The sequence below is a fragment of the Aureimonas sp. N4 genome (assembly GCF_001463925.1).
In the GTDB taxonomy this organism is placed as follows: domain Bacteria; phylum Pseudomonadota; class Alphaproteobacteria; order Rhizobiales; family Rhizobiaceae; genus Aureimonas; species Aureimonas ureilytica_A.
The window spans coordinates 1-16,642 of sequence record NZ_BBWS01000065.1; the positions used below are offsets into that span (position 1 = coordinate 1).

17 protein-coding genes and 1 pseudogene are annotated in these 16,642 nt (G+C 65.7%); 12 read left to right on the forward strand and 6 right to left on the reverse strand.

Features of this window, described 5'->3' with window-relative positions; genetic code table 11:
- The first annotated feature begins 175 nt into the window (after positions 1–175).
- Positions 176–298: a hypothetical protein gene (locus AUL28_RS23600; RefSeq protein WP_280137305.1), complete on the forward strand. Its 123-nt coding sequence runs from the start codon at positions 176–178 to the stop codon at positions 296–298.
- Between the two features lie 58 nt (positions 299–356).
- Here the strand turns inward: AUL28_RS23600 and AUL28_RS21500 are convergent, their stop codons facing one another.
- Positions 357–1,331, reverse strand: coding sequence for a hypothetical protein (locus AUL28_RS21500; RefSeq protein WP_156420136.1), 975 nt, complete (start codon positions 1,329–1,331; stop codon positions 357–359).
- Positions 1,332–1,487: 156 nt separating this feature from the next.
- Entirely contained in the window at positions 1,488–2,486 is a 999-nt protein-coding gene (locus AUL28_RS21505; RefSeq protein ID WP_062236956.1) for a hypothetical protein, read from the reverse strand.
- 574 nt (positions 2,487–3,060) lie between these two features.
- On the opposite strand from AUL28_RS21505, the gene AUL28_RS21510 reads away from it, so the two are divergent.
- The 6 genes from AUL28_RS21510 (at position 3,061) to AUL28_RS21540 (ending at position 6,737) form a co-directional block, all read left to right on the forward strand.
- Positions 3,061–3,318, forward strand: coding sequence for a hypothetical protein (locus AUL28_RS21510; RefSeq protein WP_062236959.1), 258 nt, complete (start codon positions 3,061–3,063; stop codon positions 3,316–3,318).
- 208 nt (positions 3,319–3,526) lie between these two features.
- Complete coding sequence (locus tag AUL28_RS21520; RefSeq protein WP_062236963.1) at positions 3,527–3,808, forward strand: hypothetical protein; 282 nt, start codon at positions 3,527–3,529, stop codon at positions 3,806–3,808.
- A complete protein-coding gene (locus AUL28_RS21525) occupies positions 3,805–5,253 on the forward strand; it encodes a MobA/MobL family protein (RefSeq protein ID WP_062236966.1) in 1,449 nt (482 codons plus the stop codon). The genes AUL28_RS21520 and AUL28_RS21525 overlap by 4 nt, the downstream gene beginning before the upstream one ends.
- A gap of 195 nt (positions 5,254–5,448) precedes the next feature.
- Positions 5,449–5,682, forward strand: a complete 234-nt coding sequence (locus tag AUL28_RS21530) for a hypothetical protein (protein ID WP_062224557.1) — start codon at positions 5,449–5,451, stop codon at positions 5,680–5,682.
- 12 nt (positions 5,683–5,694) lie between these two features.
- Positions 5,695–6,270, forward strand: a complete 576-nt coding sequence (locus tag AUL28_RS21535) for a hypothetical protein (RefSeq protein WP_062224555.1) — start codon at positions 5,695–5,697, stop codon at positions 6,268–6,270.
- Entirely contained in the window at positions 6,267–6,737 is a 471-nt protein-coding gene (locus AUL28_RS21540) for a hypothetical protein (RefSeq protein WP_062224553.1), read from the forward strand. Before AUL28_RS21535 ends, AUL28_RS21540 begins: the two co-directional genes overlap by 4 nt.
- 33 nt (positions 6,738–6,770) lie before the next feature.
- On the opposite strand, the gene AUL28_RS21545 is transcribed toward AUL28_RS21540, so the two are convergent.
- Both AUL28_RS21545 and AUL28_RS21550 read right to left on the reverse strand, forming a co-directional pair.
- On the reverse strand, positions 6,771–7,475 hold the full coding sequence (locus AUL28_RS21545; RefSeq protein ID WP_192843515.1) for a DUF1217 domain-containing protein: 705 nt from the start codon (positions 7,473–7,475) through the stop codon (positions 6,771–6,773).
- A 269-nt stretch (positions 7,476–7,744) separates the two neighbouring features.
- Positions 7,745–8,590: a flagellin N-terminal helical domain-containing protein gene (locus AUL28_RS21550; RefSeq protein WP_062224549.1), complete on the reverse strand. Its 846-nt coding sequence runs from the start codon at positions 8,588–8,590 to the stop codon at positions 7,745–7,747.
- A 264-nt stretch (positions 8,591–8,854) separates the two neighbouring features.
- Between AUL28_RS21550 and AUL28_RS21555 the strand changes: the two genes are divergently transcribed.
- From AUL28_RS21555 to AUL28_RS21565, 3 genes are all read left to right on the forward strand, one after another.
- Positions 8,855–9,040, forward strand: a complete 186-nt coding sequence (locus tag AUL28_RS21555) for a hypothetical protein (protein WP_062224547.1) — start codon at positions 8,855–8,857, stop codon at positions 9,038–9,040.
- 30 nt (positions 9,041–9,070) lie between these two features.
- The gene (locus AUL28_RS21560) at positions 9,071–9,310 is read left to right on the forward strand and encodes a helix-turn-helix domain-containing protein (RefSeq protein WP_062224545.1); all 240 of its coding nucleotides are present in this window, start codon (positions 9,071–9,073) and stop codon (positions 9,308–9,310) included.
- A 506-nt stretch (positions 9,311–9,816) separates the two neighbouring features.
- Positions 9,817–11,463, forward strand: coding sequence for a hypothetical protein (locus AUL28_RS21565; RefSeq protein ID WP_156420137.1), 1,647 nt, complete (start codon positions 9,817–9,819; stop codon positions 11,461–11,463).
- A 12-nt stretch (positions 11,464–11,475) separates the two neighbouring features.
- On the opposite strand, the gene AUL28_RS22360 is transcribed toward AUL28_RS21565, so the two are convergent.
- A protein-coding gene (locus AUL28_RS22360; protein WP_156420138.1) for an IS630 family transposase occupies positions 11,476–12,415 on the reverse strand; the annotation gives its coding sequence in 2 pieces (ribosomal slippage) (positions 11,476–12,082 and positions 12,081–12,415; 942 coding nt in all).
- Positions 12,416–12,549: 134 nt separating this feature from the next.
- Between AUL28_RS22360 and AUL28_RS22365 the strand changes: the two are divergent.
- Positions 12,550–13,303 (forward strand): annotated as a pseudogene (locus AUL28_RS22365) (IS5 family transposase).
- Between the two features lie 231 nt (positions 13,304–13,534).
- A complete protein-coding gene (locus AUL28_RS23115; RefSeq protein ID WP_308417351.1) occupies positions 13,535–15,697 on the forward strand; it encodes a DUF6538 domain-containing protein in 2,163 nt (720 codons plus the stop codon).
- Between the two features lie 224 nt (positions 15,698–15,921).
- Here the strand turns inward: AUL28_RS23115 and AUL28_RS21590 are convergent, their stop codons facing one another.
- The gene (locus AUL28_RS21590; protein WP_062236980.1) at positions 15,922–16,455 is read right to left on the reverse strand and encodes a hypothetical protein; all 534 of its coding nucleotides are present in this window, start codon (positions 16,453–16,455) and stop codon (positions 15,922–15,924) included.
- Positions 16,456–16,642 lie beyond the last annotated feature (187 nt).

Genomic DNA, 16,642 nt, shown 5'->3' on the forward strand with positions numbered 1-16,642 from the left:
GCCACCGCCGACGCCGTTCCGTAACGCCTCTACGTCATCCTGACCGCGGGCGCCGATGCCCAAGCGCGAGCGTCGCCGACACGTCGGCGAGGCAGCTACCCGCGGCACGGATGCCGCTGGACGAGGCCGGAACGGCCGCCAGAGCGGCCAGGAATGCGAGAGGAGATCGGGAATATTGCAGATCGAGAACCGCTGGGCCCGCGCCGCTGTCGCCATCCTCCTCTACTGCGCGCCCGTCATCTGGTGGTTGATGGTGCCGCTGGCCTTCTTCCTCGTCAACGAGGCGCTGGGCGGCTGACCCGCCGCGATCGGCACCAAGCGAAAGGGGCGCTCCTCGCGGGCGCCCCTTCAACGTTTCAGGCTTCCCGGGAGCTGCCGGGACGCGCCCGCAGCCCTTGCCCGGCCTTCGCCCCGACGTCGCCGCCGATTCCGTCCCCGCCGCCCGCGGACTTGCCCGCAGACGGCTTCATGCCCCCGGCCAGCGCCTCGGCGCGGCGCCCGCCGCCGGCCGCGCCCATGACGACGGTGTTCCCCGCTTCGCCTTCGCCCCAGCTCGAAACCTGCACTCCGAGCCACTGGCCCAGCCGCTCCGGAATGCTCAACGTCGCCTTGAAGACGAGCAGGAACACGCTGAACGCCACGAACACCGAGAGCAGCGCGTAGACCACCACGCCGGTGATCCCCATCCCGAAGCCGACCACCGCGCCGGTCGACGCGAAGGCGAACGAGTACGACACGAAGTTCAGGAGCACGGCGGTCAGGGACGAGGCCGCCACGTAGGCCGCCACTGTCGCGATCGGCCGCAAGAGCACCGACACGAGCAGGGACCCGTAGCCGAAGCTCTGCGCCCGGTCGGCGAACGATCCGCCATCGAGACGCAGGTGCCCGAACGCCCACACGAGGAAGGCCACGCTCGCGACCAGAACCTCCACGCACCAAGCCGCAAAGGCGTAGGTGACGAACACCCACGGCACCAGTGGAAGGACGTACACTAGCAGGGCACCCGCCGCCCATGCCGCCACGATCAGCGGGAACCCGGCCTGCATGAAGTAGTCCAACGTCTTGCCCGCAGCCGACGAGAAGAAGTTCGAGAGGCCCGTCGCCGCGGCGCCGATGCCGAACCCGGCTTGCGCCCCGACGAGCAGGCGGTTGCCGACGCCCATGAGGTCCGACACCGGGTCGGGGCGGTATCCGTCGTACCCGGACAGGTACTGGTGCATCGGCTCGGTCGCCGCGCGCGAGAGCTTCGCGAACGTCGACTCGGCGTCCTTCTCGGCCTCCGTAGCGAGGTCCGACGACGTGAGGGAGACCAGCGTCGTCTCAACGAGCAACTGGCTCCGGAGGAGCGCCAGCGCCGACCGCACAGGCTGCGCCAGCGTCCCCCACGCGGACTCGTCGGGCCGCGTCCGCGCGATCCGCTCCGAGGCGGCATCCTGCGCCGCCGCGTTGATCCGCCTGAGGATGCAGTACTGTTCCCCGACGCAGGGTCAGCCGCACGCCGTGACCCGCTCGACAAGCTGTCGCCGCAGCGCGGCATCGTCGGTGCGCACCTCGGACTCGGTCGCCTCGACCAGCGCCCGATCGAAGGCATCGCCCGCCGCATGGATGCGCTGCACAACGTCGGCGACCACGACGCCGCGCGCCTTCCAGTGCGCGACGAGTTCCTGTCCCACCGTCGCAGAGTCGAAGCTGGCGGGGAGGTTCACGACCTCCCCGAAGTGCTGCGCGAGCGCGTCGGCGACCTTGAACCCGCGCACCGTTTCGACGACGCCTTCCACGGCGGCCCGGCGCGTCTCGTCGAAGGACGCGAAGCCCTCTGGGTTCGAGATCGTGAACGCGCCGCAGGCGGGGCCGTAGTCCCAGCTCCACCCCGTCGTGCGCGCGGGCGCAGTGACCTCGCCCGACCACCACGACCGCTCCTCCTCGGAGCGGATTGGGACGCCTGCCGGCGCAGCCTGCCGGGCTGCCGATCCGTTCGCCATCGATCGCTCCGCGGCGGCGGCATGCGTCAGCGCGCAGACCTCCGACTCGAGGATGGCGGACACCAGCGCGCGGCCGCCTCCGGAGACGGGCAACGGCGACTTGCCTTGGACCGCGGCGAGTTCGACGGACGCGACCGCGGCCGCGTTGCCGAGGTTCGCGCTGGCCGTCGCGACCTCCTTGAGCAGAACGTGGACGACGGCGAGCCCGCCGAGGCCGGCGATGGGGATGAGTACGCCCATGCCTACGACCGGCCGCAGGATCGCCCAGGCGCCCGACGTGCCGTCGCCGAGCGCGCGTCCCTCGCGCGCCGCGCGTACGACCTCCGCCAGCAGCATGTACCCGAGCCACAGGCTGCCGATGAACACGAGACCCGCCGCCGCGACGTAGAGGACCGTCGAGAACGCCGTCGTTGTCCCATCGGTCGGCAGGAGCGTTTCCAGGACCCGGCTGGACCAGTCGTCGGCGGGCAGGCGCGCAAGGATGTCGCGGGGGTTGAAGCTCACTGGCCCGCGCCCTCGGATTCGGGCACCGAGATCGGGGCCACGTCGGCGAAAAGCGCCCGGTCCCGCTCAGACATCCGGGCGACGAGCGCGGGGAGAATCCAGTCGGGCGCGGTGCCGTCGCGCAGGGCCGACAGAAGCGCCGCGCCGGCGACGACCTTCCGCCTTATGTCGTCGCGCCGCTCAGCGTCCCGCAGGGCGGCGGTGGCATGGCAAGCTTGCTTTCCAGAGCCGCGCGTCGCTGCGCGAGGCGGTTGAGGTCGAGTGCCATCCGGTGTCCTCCCGTCGCGCCGGTCGGCCTATCCGCCGGCGGAATCCCGTTCGCGGAGCGGAAGAGTTTTCCGATCCGCGAGCAGACCGCCCGCCAGTTTTCGTAGATTTTATGCGGCCTGCGGGCGCCCCACGCGGAGCACCTGACATCCATGGTTCGGCGTCGCCTTGCGCGGTGCAAATCGGCGCCCAACCCTCGGGAAGGGGAAACCCGGGTTCCCGAAGGACGCGATTATAAGTTGAACTTCGTTCAACTTTCGCGCCCCGCGGGGCTGGCCTCCCCGTCGCCGACGAGGAGGGAAACGACATGCCGACCGCACATCGACAGATCGCGAGCGCAGCGCGGGCCGCCTGGGAGCATGCCACGACGCTGCTCCTCGCTGCGCGGGTCGAAGGCGCGTGGCGCGACGACCTCGACGCCTTGGCCGACTATGCCGACGAGCAACGCGATCGTTGGCTCAGGGCCGAGCAATGCGCGCGCCGCAACGACGACCGGGCATATTCTCCATTCCCCTCGTCGGACTACAGTGCCGACCCGTTCGGCGAGCCGGGGGTCGATCGATGAGGGCCGTACTCCTCCTTGCCGGCGCGGTCCTCTCGACCGCGCCGGCCGCGAGTGCCGCCGACTACGTCTTCCGGAGCAAGGCGGTGCCGATCGAGGCTATGTCCGCGCCCAGGCCGCCCGCACCCGCGGCGCCGGAATGGACGGCCGAGGGGATGCTCGCCCTGCGCCCCGGCGCGACGTACTGACCGGGCCGACCTACTCCGAGCTCATGGCGGCGGGGCTGCCTTCGCTCGTCGGCAACCGCATCGCGTCCATGTGCAACGATCCGAAACCCAGCGCCGTCTACCTCCTGACGTACAACTGGCGCCTCGGACAGGCGTACATGGTCCGGTCGATGGACGAGGCGCTCTCCCCGTTCGGGGTTCGCGCGTCGTCGCAGGGCAACCGGATCGCACTGAAGGTCGGGACGGCCGGCCTGTGGCTCACCCCGGCCTCGCAGGCCGGTGAGGGGCTGCTCCGCACGCTCGACCTTCGCGAGACATCGCCGTGACCTCGCTTCCCGACCACGAGGCGCTGTGCCACGTCCGCGCGTCGGTCATCCAGCGGTCGCGCGGAAAATCCTCCGTGGCCGCCGCGGCGTACCGGGCCGCCGCTCGCCTCGTGGACGAGAGGACGGGGCAGGTCTGGGACTACTCGCGGAAGAAGGCCGTAACGGATTCCTACGTTATGGCCCCGGCCGGGGCGCCTGCCTGGGTCTACGATCGCGAGTCGCTCTGGTCGCGCGTCGAACTCGCCGAGCGCCGCCGCGATGCCCAGACCGCCCGCGAACTCCAAGTCGCCATCCCCCGGGACCTTCCGCGCAGTTCGTGGGGCGCGTTCATCGCTGACGTGGCCGCGCCGTACCTCGATGCCGGTGCCGTCGCGGACGTGGCCCTCCACGAACCTCGCGCAGCCGATCGCGGCGAGCAGCCGCACGTCCACATGCTTCTCACGGTCCGCAAGCTCGACCCCGCGTCCCCAACCGGATTCGCGGCGAAACGCAACGAGGCCGTCAACGCCCTCCTGACGAGCGGCGGAAGCCACGGCGGCGGCGCTCGCGGTGATGCCCTGACACGCGAGCGAGAGCGCATCGCTGGGATCATCAACGAACACCTTCGCGCCGCCGGCTCGAAGCGGCGCGCCGACCACCGCTCCTACGAGGCCCGGGGCGATCCCCGGATGCCGGAGCCGCCCATGAGCGAGCGCCGCATGGCTGCGGTCCGAAAGCGGCGTCGACACGACCGCCGAACCGCCGTCGTCGCGGGCATCCGCGAGGTCCGGCGCCTCGACAACGAACTCACCCGAATGGAGAAAGAGATGGCCCTACGAGTCAAAGGATTCGCCCGCGCTCCCGCCCGGAAGGACCGCCCCGCGCACCAGCAGGACTACAAGGCGAGCTTGCTTCGCGACCGCTTCCCCGACGCGATCCTCCCGCCCAAGACCGGCAACGCGCTCTACATGGTCGATGTCCGCGACCCGCGCCGCACCCGCGCGTTGCTCCGCGACGGCGCTTGGGTCGAGGCCGACGACGAGTCCGGCACCGTGTCCCTGTGGGGACCGCACAGCGCGTCCGCCGCCACTCTCGCCGAGGCCATCAGCGTCTCCACCGTCTACGGCGTCGACAGGATCGAGCGCACCGCAGCGGCGGGGAAGCCGGGCAAGGGCCGCCGCAAGGGCGGTATGCCCGAGGAGGAGGCGATCTCGCTCGCCGATCGCTGGCGCCGTCGCGGTTTCGCCGACGTGTCAGAATCCCCGGCCGGGGTCCGCGTCGGCCTCGACGGGCGCAGCCGTCTCGTGGACTCCGGCGATCACGTGGACCTCGTGGGGCCGGTCAGCGACGCCGCGCTGCGCGCCCTCGCGTCCAAGGCCGCCGAGGATTGGGGCGGCACGTTGGAGTTGGACGGCCCGTGGCCGGCCGAGGCGCAGGCTCGCCTCTGGCCTGAGTGCCAGCGGTAAGGCGTCGAACTGGCCGGATACCAGCCACCGCCCACCGTCGCTGCAGCCTGGGCGGCCGAATCCGGTTCCGCGGCCGACACCGCGACGAAACTCCGCGCCGTCAGGTCGGAGACGGCCGAAGCCGACCTCCTACTCGGCGCGGCGGCGGGCGACGTCGCGAGCCTCAAGCGCCTCGAACCCGCGCTCCGGGCCTTCGTGTCGGGCCATCTGGACGACGATCAGCGCCGCGACCTCGCGCGCGCCGACCGCGAGGACATCGTTCAGGCCCTCGCGGAGTTCCGGCGGCTTGGCGCGGCCGAACTCGATCGCCAGAAGGCGAAGCGCATCGCCGGGGTCCCCAGCATTTTCGATGCTCCGGCGAAGCCCGCCGATGCGCCGGCGCGTGATGCCGCGCCCGCGTTCGGGCGACGCTTGAATCCGATCGACTGAGGAGACCCTGCCATGGCCGCCGCCGACGACTTCTCAGCCGTCCCCACGTATCGAGGTCGCGCGATCGTGCGCGACCTTCAGGCGCTCGCGCGAGGCGACATCCGCTATCCCTACAGCCGCGCGGGCGACATCCCCGGCGCACCCGCTCTCTCGGCGGACCCCGCGCTCCGGCGGTTCGTCGGCGACGTGTCCGCCGCCGACTTGGACCGCCTCGCGGACGCGGACATGGCCGACATCATCGCCCGGCTGCCCGACTGGCGCGAGCGGGGCCGCACCCTCATTGCGCACGATACCGCGCCCGTGACCGACTACGCAGCGGCGCGGTCGGGCGACGAGGCCGCCCGCGACCGCCTCCGGGCCTCGATTGCTGAGGGCGGATATGGCGAGCCCGACCTCGCCATGGCCTCCGCGTGGGACCATGCGGAGGACCTCTCCGGCCTGACCGTCGCGGAGGCTGCCGATGCCCTCGAGTCCTACGCGCAGGCGTTGGCGGAGGACCGCATGGAGTACGACCTTGGCGACGACGAGATGGACAACGAGGTGCGAGACTACGAGGAGGGCGACGTGGCAGGCCGCTACGCCCCGTGACCTCCTCCGCCACCGTTCTCGAATCCCGCCGCGAGGCGGTCGCGCTCCGGCGGTACGTGCGCGAGCGCGCCGCCGGTCGGGCCGCCCCGGAGTGGGTCACCTACGACGACCGCCTCCGGGCATGGGTGGTCGCGGCCAGTGAAGCTGCCGCCACTACCAGCGGACGGGACTGGCGCCGGGTCCGCCAGCCGTCCGAGCCGTGGTGCAGCACCCTCGGTCGCGATCTCACCATCGCGGCCGACGACTCCCTCCAAGCGATGTTCGCGACGATCGAGGACGGCGACCCCAGCGCATGGCGGCGCCTGTTCCTCGACGTCGACCGAGCCCCCGGCCGCTGCCTGACGGACTGGCGCGCCCGCGGCCGCCGCCTCCTCGCCGCGGTATCCGCGGAACCCGGAGCGAGCGGAAGCCTCGCCGGAAAGTTCGCCTTGCGGGGCAAGGGCAAGCGGAGTCTGGCGGGCGTCTAGCGCCCGCTGAAGCTCAACCACAGGAGGTTGAGGTCATTGCTGGCCGCTGACGATGTTGAGGATCGATGCAGTCCCCGCACCACCATAGGAACGCGAGTCGGTCGAACGCAGGCTCGCAAGGAGATCCGAAAGAGGGTTCGAACTGGGCTTGGTCGATTGCGCATCGGTCCTCGCAGCGTATTTGGCCGCCAGCTTGGACACCTTTGCCGGGTCCTGAAGGTCGGAGACGTCGAGCTTCGACTCGATGAGTTTGGCTTGCGCGTCGATCGACAGGTTCGACATCGAAGCAGGCAGCCCGAGCGCGCCCTGCACCACCTTCAGCAAGTTGCCGTCCCCGAGGAGGCCGTAGACACCGCTAACGGAGGCTGCGGTCCTCTGGAAATAAAGGGCGAGTTGCGCCCCGCCGTTCATCTCACCGGCCGCGTTCTCCATGCCCTGCCTGTAGTAGGCGGTTTCGACCGCAGCCGCGACCGAAGCGTTGAACGTCGCGTTTCCCGACGAATCGAAGGTGAACGCCGATGCGAGACTCTTGAACCCGCCGTTCGTTAGCTTCGAGGCCAACGATCCGCTGGCCGTCCCGCCTGCCAAGACCTTCCGGATCAGCCCTTTCGAACCCATGTCGTCTTCCAGGCCATAGGCCTTCAGGGCGTAAACATAGACCGATTTCGTGGACATGAAGTCGTCGATGGTCTTGACCTTCGACAGGTCCCGCTCGAAAGCCTTGGTGGCCGCCTGCACGGACTTCTGGTTGGCGATCTTCTGAAGCGAAGCCGTGAGGTCTCGGGCATAGATCGCATAGGAGGCGGCAGCGCCGATCATGGGCATTCCTCTCGTCGATGTTGCACGTACTTCCGTCCCGTGCCGACCCCGGCATGGCGGCCGTTTCCAATGAGAACAGCCCCCCGATGCTGGGCAACGGAGGGCTGGCGCAAGCCGGGAACTTCATGTTCGCGACGGGGACCGCATCATGGGTCCGACGGCTTGCTAGGGTCCGGTTCCGCGGTTCCTTACTGGAAGAGGCGGAGGATGTTCTGCGCGCCCTGGTTGGCGATGTTCAGCGCCTGATACGCCAGTTGCTGCTTCGTCTGAAGGGCCTGCAAGCGGGCACTTTCCTCTTCGAGATTGGCATCGACCAGGTTGGAAAGCGTGGTTTCCTTGGAGCTCGAAAGAGCCTTGTTCATCGACTGCTGCGTGGCGATCCGATCAGAGGCGGCACCCAATGCTGCCGCGTAGTTGGTGACGGTCGTGATGGTCGAGGTAAGGGATGACGAGATGTCGGCGGCCTTGCTGCTATTGTCGAGTTCCGCTTGCGTGAACGTGGTCAGCGTCGTCGTGAACGTGTTCGTTCCGGTGATGACGGCCGTGGTCGAAGCGGCCACGACGTCGACCGGCGTGATGGTGCTCGACACCACCGCTCCCGCGGCGCCGACACTCGACGCGTAGCTGTATGCCGTCGTGCCGTTGTTGATGAGGTTCTTGGCGCCGCTGAAGTTGGTCGCCGCGGTGATCTGGGCCTGAGCGGCAGTAACGGCCAACCAAGCGGTGTTCTTGTCGGAGGCGGCGGAGTACGCGGCGAGCTTCGCGTTCAGGTTCGAGAGAGCCGAAGCGATGCCAGTGGTGGCGGACGTTCCCGCGTCAACGGTGGCCTTGGCTGTGGAAAGGGACTTGTCGATCGCCGCATGCGTCTTGAGGTCGGTACGGATGCCCTCTGCGGCAACCCAGACGGTCGCATCGTCCTTGGCGCTTGCGACGCGCAGGCCGCTGGAGATCCGATTCTGGGTTGTTGTCAACTCGTCGCTGATCGAACGGATGTTCTGGAGAGCGTAGCGAGCGGATGTATTGATCGTGACCATTTTTATTTCCCCGTTGCTTCAGGCAGACCCTCGTTGCCTGTGCCTCGTTTCTAGCAAATAGAGAAAAATAACTTCCGATATTTTCCAATAGAATTTTAAATAACGCAGTAAAAGCCGCTCGCAGTCAAAACTATAGTTTAAGTCCGGGAAAATTTCTGCTTAGAATTTTATTAGAACCGTCGATGTATCGATGATCCCAGCAAATTTCGATGCACGGCACGCTCCACTCCGTTCGATGTGTCGGACATGACGAAGGAAACACCCATGCCACCGTTCGAAAGCGTGACGGTCAAAGTGCCCGGCGAGGCCCGGGATGTGCTACTGGACGTGGCGAGAGTGCTTCGGGAAAAGCCAGCCTTCGCCCGTAGGCTGGCGGAAGTGGTTGAGGAGTTCGAACGGCCCTCGCTGGCCGCGATGCTCGAGGAGGCCCCCTCCCGACTGGAAGCCTAGGAGCGCAGGCTCGACGCCCTGGACGCGGACATGCAGGAGGGCGGCAGGGAGTTCGCAGGACCCGACCCCGCCTGGTTCAAGGGGGCAGGTTACAGCAAGAAGCTAACCCCGTCGGGCGAGGAGGAGATGGTTCGGCAGTTCGACCGCGGCCTCACCGACAAGCAGATCGCCCGCCGCTTCGGACTCAGCCTCAGCGCCATCTGCTTGAGGCGGAAGCGATATGACCTGGAGCAGGCTGCGCGATCATATCCGATTGACCACCTATCGTGAGTTGACGCGGTCTGCGTGGTTCTCGGCACCGACGATCGGCGTAGTTCGTTAAAGCGCTAATTGTTGACAACATGAACCATCCCCCGTACCCATTGGTGTACCCAGGCGCTCGTCGCCGAGGCGAGATTTTCCGCCGCGCCGTCAACGGGTTGTGCGTTTAGACGGGGGACTCTCCCTCCCTCTCCGCCATTTAGGATTCACACTCCGCCAATTCCAAAACCCCGGTTCTTCCGGCATTCTGCTCATCGGGGCGCCCAGCCAAGGGTGGCCGAAACGTGCGTGGATCGGGTGGTGTACAGCGTGGTGTATCGTGCGGTGTATCGTTGGAGGCGAGGACGGAGGGCACTCGCAAGCGTGCCGCGTCCCGTGGTCCCGGTCCCCACCTCGTGCGCTGCGGCACGAGCTACCTCTTCCAGATTCGGCTGCCGATCGCGCTCGGCGGCGGTCGTGCTATGCCTCCGATCCGCATCGGGCTCGGTGCGCGTCCGGCCAACGACGCACGGCGCATGGCCGATCTCCTCGCCGCCGCGGCCCGCACCGAGTTCGTACGCATCAAGGCGCGCGGCATGAGCGGCGAAAAGGATGCAGGCGCTGAGCCTGGGGGCGAGCCGATGTTCTCGGGCGGGGATGCGCGGGAAGCGATGGCGGAGGTCCGCGGTTATCTGAAAGCCTTCAAGCAGATCGCCGATCGCGAGGCTCCAGAACCCAGCGCTCAGCAAGCAGCCGCTCTGGCAGGGATTCGTGGTCTCGTCGGCATCGCGCGCGAAGTCGCGAAAGGCCCGGACGGCAATCCCGTCGTTGTCGACAACGTCGATCTTCTGAAGGCCAAGTACGTCGACATGTTCGCCGGGACGGCTCTGACGCCGCCATCCGGCGCGATCTCTTCGACCAACCGTCCGTTGGATGCGGTGCCAGCGCCCGTTCCATTTGCGCCAAGCGTTCACCCCGCGAGCTTGGCGCCAGTGCCGTCTCAGCCGCGGCCGTTGGACGAGAGGGGGCGTCCGATCCCCGACTATAAGCTGGATCGTCGCTTCGTTGCGCGCGCACCGTCGCTCAAGCCGCGCTTCAGCGAAGTCTCGGAAGACTACCTCCAGTATCGGGAGGATGCGTCTCCGTCCAAGCAGCGCGACATCAGCACGGCCCGGTTCCGCCGCGACCTGTTCATCGAGCTGATCGGCGATCATCCCGTCGACACCTACAACCCCTCCGATTTCCAGGCTTACGTCCATCTCCTCGGCTTCTGGCCCGCCGACGAGGCCGATCGCAGAAAGGACTGGAGCGCCCGCCAGATCATCGAGGACAATCGCGATCTCCATCTCAAGCCGCTCAAGCGCTCGACCTTCCAGGAGGGCTACGTCAGCGTCATCGGCACGATGATGCGCCACCGAATGAAGGACTACGGCTACTCCGATCCCTTTGGCGGAGCGAACATCCGATATCCGGAAACCGCGGTCGCGAAGCGACCGTCGGCACCGTTGTCGGCGGAAAAGATTTCCAGCGTGTTCCGGATCGGGGTTGGCAGCGGCCTTCTCGACGAAGCGATGCTGCCCCTTCTCGGCCATTTGACAGGCCGTCGCCTCGGCCTCCTGATTCACCTTCAGGGAAGCGATGTCCGCGAGAAGTTCCGAGGCGTTTTCGTAGCCGATACGTCCGGCATCACCAAGCGGGATGGCAAGTGGATGCGCGTGCCGATCAAAACGGATGCCAGTGCTGGCTACTTCATCCTGCACCCGCTTCTGAAAGAGATCGGCTTCATCGGCTGGGCAATGGAGCAAGGGGACAGCTTCCTGTTCCCGGAGATTATGCGTCTGGTCGATCCATCGAAGAGCGCCTCCTCGTACATGCAGCGGCTCTTCCAGAAGGCTGGCATCGAGAAGGGGAAGGGAGAGGTCTTCCACTCGCTTCGCGGCAACAACATCGATGAGATGCGAGACGACAACGTCGATGGGCGTATCCGCCGTCTTCAGGTCGGACACACGGTAGGCGGGGACGAGCACGAAGGCTACGGTCAGCGGGCGATCAGCGAGAAGGGTGCTCGTCAGCTTGCCTTGCTGCCGTTGAACCCCGAGATTGATTTCACGATGTTTTCGGGGTTGGACTTTGACGCAATGGCGAGGCGCAAGCGCACGAGAGGGCGTCGCCCGGCTGGCTAGAGCATATCCGGTTCACGTTGCATCGTATCCTGCGGCCTGGAAGCAGTTGGCGCATTCCGTTGGTGTGAAGACCGGGACGATCTCGCCGACGGCTCGCCACAGGGCATCGACGGTGCGCTCGGCACGTGCACGGAGCTGGGCCTTGAGCTTGGCGAAGGCGTTCTCGATCGGGTTAAAGTCGGGTGAGTAGGGCGGCAGGAAGCGCAGGCTTGCCCCAGCCGCTTCGATGGCCGTCCGAACGCCTTCGGCATTGTGGGCCGGCAGATTGTCCATGACGACGACATCACCGTGCGAGAGAGTGGGCACGAGCACCTGCGCGACATAGGCCAGGAACACCGTGCCATTCATGGCGCCGTCATAGACGAACGGTGCCGTCGTACCGGTGAGGCGTAAGGCGCCGACGAAGGTGGTGGTCTTCCAGTGACCGTGGGGCACACCGGATCGGCAGCGCTCGCCGCGAAGCGCCCGACCGCGCAGCCTCGCCATCTTTGTCGAGAGCCCCGTCTCATCGATGAACATTAGGCGGGCGGGGTCGAGATCAAGCTGGCCCTCGAACCAAGCCTGCCGACGCCTCAAGACGTCCGGACGGTCCTGCTCCAGTGCGTGTGCGGTCTTTTTTGAACGTCCAGCCCTGCCGGCGGAGCCAGGCGCTCAGCGCCGAACGGCCCACAGGCAGGCCACGTTCGGCTGCCAGGCGCTCCACCATCTCGTTCAGTGTGATGTCCTTGCGGTCCTGGATCATCGTCTCGACGAACTCGGCATGGGCGTCCAGGCGCGAACCCCGCCGTCCGCCCCAAGGATAAGCCGAACGCTCTCCCAGTCGGGCACGAGCCGCCCATCGTACCGCCGTCGCTGCGCTGATCCCGAACCGAACCGCAGCGCGCCGAGCCGACGACCGCTCTGCTTCCTTCAGAACACGCTCACGCAGATCGTCGCTGTAGGGCCGTCCCATCGTCCACCTTCACCCAAGGCAGAACATGAATCACAAGCAATGCTCTGACTCAATGCAGGCCGGACATGCTCTAGGCTCAGGACCTATTAATTTAGACTGAGGCGTGATTCAGTTTGGCATTGGAGGAGTTTCCGATGGCCGAGCTGTTTCTGTTGAGCGAGCGCCAGATGGGGCGGATCGCGCCGCATTTCCCTTGTCGCACGGCGTTCCCCGGGTGGACGATCGGCGCGTGGTGAGCGGCATCGTCTACGTCATCCGCAACGGCTTGCAGTGGAAGGACGCGCCCGGGGGCTACGGGCCGCACAAGACACTCTATAACCGCTTCATCCGCTGGTCTCGGCTGGGTGTCTTCAACCGCATCTTCGCGGCCCTTGTCGGCGAAGGGCCAAGGCCGGAGCGCATCATGATCGATGCCACGCACCTGAAGGCGCACCGCACGGCGGCAAGCCTCCTCAAAGGGGGGATGTTCCCCGACGTATCGGACGCACCAAAGGCGGCCTGAACTCCAAGCTGCACGCCATCTGCGACGGGCAAGGGCGCCTTCTCGTCATGACGCTCACCGAGGGACAGACCAGTGACTACAAAGGTGCCCGCCTGATGCTGGCGCACCTGCCGCCCGCCAGGGAGATGCTGGCGGACAAGGGCTATGATGCTGACTGGCTGCGCAAGGAACTGGCCGAGCGCGGCATCGCGGCCTGCATTCCGTCACGAGCCAAGCGAAAGAGCCCGGTCCCGCATGACGCCACCCTCTACAAGCAGCGCCACAAGATCGAGATCATGTTCAGCAGGCTGAAAGACTGGCGACGCATCGCTACCCGCTACGACCGATGCGCCGATACCTTCTTCTCCGCAATCTGCATCGCAGCAGCCGTCATCTTCTGGCTCTGATCAATGAGTCCTGAACCTAGATAGCCAATTCGAGCTCAGCATTCTCAAACGCAGTCTTGAGGTTGGGATCCAGGCTCCCCAGCCATCTCATCTCAAGTCACTGTAATCATTGTTCTTTTCGGCGGATGCGAATCCTCTCGGCCCTTTTGCCACGCGATGTGCCCAAACCTGTAGCCCACAGATGATGCCCATTGGCGTCACCTCGGGCTCGCGGCTCAAGGGATCCGGTCGGTGGCAACTCGGCATGACACAAGCAATCTCGAACGGCGCGGCCACACCTTCTACTGGCGCGCTCGCGTACCGACGCGCTTCCGGAAGGTGCCTCCGCAAGCTCGGCTCTCCTTCTCACTTCGGTTGTCCGACCATCACAAAGCGGCCTACATGGCGCGGCGGCTGAACACACTGCTCGCCGACCTCACCGTGAGACCGACCGCCGCGATGACAACGAAGAATCAGCTCGACCAACTCTTCCGCGCCGAGATCGAGCGCATGACCGCGCACCTCGACGACATCGCCTTCGCAGTTCGGCGAAGCGGTGGCGTTGACGACGTTCGGGAGATGGAAGCCGACATTGAGGTGGGCTGGGCGTATCGCCTGATCCAGCTCTTCGGCACGACGCGCGCCCTCAGCTTCGAGGCGGACTGCTCGGGCAAGTCCATGCTTCTGCGCCACAGTATTCCTGAGCCGCATGTCGCAACGATCGCTGAGACGTTCCGCGCTGAACAGGCCGAAGCCCGAAGCCCGGTCTTCGACCGGGCGGTCCGTCAGCAGATGGCTGACGTCGGCCTCGCCGACACGCTGGCCAATCGCGAACGGGCGAAGATGGAGCTGTATCGCGCGAAAGCCGACGCGCTCCTCAACGTCGCCGAACGCTGGCCGATGATCGATCGCAAGCAGAATGCCCTCGTCGCGACGACGCTGCCCGAGGAGGAGCGCGCCAGCCTAGTCTTTGAGGCAGACAGCGCTGCCAAAGCAGAATCTGGCGATTCGTCGGTAGATACCAACGTGCGGGTTCAGCCTGAACCGGAGCTTAGCGTTACGGAGGATGCGGAAAAAATCGCCCTTCCCGTTGAGCCGACATCAGACGACGAAGTGGCAGAGGCGGTCCCGCCGACAGTGCATCCGATTGAGACGCGCGCTGCTGAACGTCCCGTGCCTGATGCTGCTCCTGCCGGCCGGGTCCTGCATCTCGATGCGTTCGAAGCGTCGTATGAGGCACTCGCCCTCAACAATCGTGACAACTGGACCACTGCCACCGCCAGTGACGTGCGAATGCTCGTGCGGATGTTCCGTGACATCCTGGAGGAGAACGGCGTCTCGCATTCCGGTCAGATCGGCCAGCAGCACGTGGCGGCTCTTCGCCAGCATCTGAACCTCATTCCGACGCGCTACGGACAGAGCTCGCGGCTGCGCATCATGAAGCCCGCAGCGCTTCGCGCCTTCGCGGCCGATGAGATCGCGCGTGCCGAACGGCGCGGTGACGCACTGCCCAAGGTCGGCCTTTCGGCGTCAACCATCCGCAAGCACCTGGGCAATCTCGACACGTTCCTCAACCATGTCAGGGCAAGCGGCTACGCCGTGGCGGATTGGTCGCTGAAAAGCCTTCGGCCCCGTAAACCAAAGGCGGGCGCCCTGCGGCTGGCGCAGGTAAAACCTTCACCCGATCAAGTGCGGCCGATCTTCGACCTTCCGATCTTCACGGGATGCCGAGACGCTTCAAGCCGCCATGTTCCGGGAGATGCGGTATTCCATGGCGGCGTCTACTACCTACCGATGCTGTTCGCCTATCTCGGCGCCCGTCGCAATGAGTTTGCTGGCCTGGAAACGAACGACGTGCTCGACACGCTGCACGGTCCCGCCATTCACATCCGCGCCAACGTTCACCGCAACATTAAGAACGCTCAATCCGACCGCCTCCTGCCGGTGCCGCCAGAATTGCTGCGCCTCGGCTTCCTCGATTACGTCGAGACGATCCGGAAGGTGGGCTATCGGCAGCTCTTCCCTGAGCTGTTCTCGCCGCTGCTGACGACGAACGATCCAGGCGATCGCTTCTACAAGGACTTCATTCCGATCGTGAAAGCCTCGCCGCACTTCTCGTCCGAGCTGTGGAAACGTTCGATCCATGCCCTTCGGCACGGATTTTCGGACACGATGAAGCAAGCGGGAGTCGACACTGCCATCATCAGCGACATCGCCGGACGGCTCGGCGAGTCCGAAACGGCGCTGCGTTACACGAATGTCGCTGGTCTTCCGTTGATTAAGAAGCAGCTTGAGAAGTACCCGGTCATCACTGGGCACCTTGAGGCCAGTCCGGTGCGTCTCCTGCCTTGGGTCGAGAACGAGGAACTGCCGCCCTGGGCAGGCAAGAAGCCGGGAGATCGGTTTCGGAAATGATTTCCGTTCAGTCGGAGGACGCAGAGCGTCGCGGATGGACTGAGATCGGACCGACAGCTTTCGGGCAAGAAAAGCGGGAAAGACGCCATTCCGCCATCGACCAAAAGTTACAATCCCGATGCGGTGGCGGAAATGTTCGCTCGCACTGAGTTTGGTCATTCGGTGGCCACACGGTGAATGACCGACTGCTCGTAGGCTGCTCTGGAACGGACGCCGAGTACCCGTCAGAAACTGGCTTCGTCCGATATAGGTGCAATCATCTTTCCTTCGAATACCAGCAGTTGGCATTCGATACCCTTCAAGAACCCCTTCACCTTCGACAGGTCTTCGCTGGTCGCGATCAGGATTTGAGAACGTCCGCTCGCTATCCTGGACGCCTCCAATAGAAGCCCAGCGACGCTCGCCTCTGCCGCTTCCTGTTGCCGAGGCTCGTCGAAAACCACCAGACCTGGATGATTGGTTTCGCTGCCATGGGAAACGTCCAGCAGCCCAAGCTGATAGGCCCACTTCAATCGCACGCTATCGCTGGCGGAAAGCTCGAATCCGATTTCGAAACCTTCCTTCTCTGGCCGGTAGCTGTCGCGTGAGACAGTGAGATCCTTTGCAGGGAAAGTGCCGAAACCATATTTAATTAGCTGAGACCGGATCGATGCCTCCAACTTCGACAGTTTGCCGACATCCTCGCCGCTAAGCCTCGCTTCCGGGAGCTCGGCGCGTTCGGCCAACATTTCGCGCCAGGCCTCCGCCTGCTCGTTCAACGCATCAAGCTGGTGCTCGAACCGGCGCTTCGTGTCGCCGATGCGGATCAGATCCTACTCGAGACGAAGACGTTCTTCGATAACTGCCGCTGAGGCGGCATGGGAAGGAGCAATAAGATCAGATTTCAGCGCACGGAGCCGTGCCGACTTACTTCTCACTTCCTCGCCCGTTGATACCAGCTCTAGG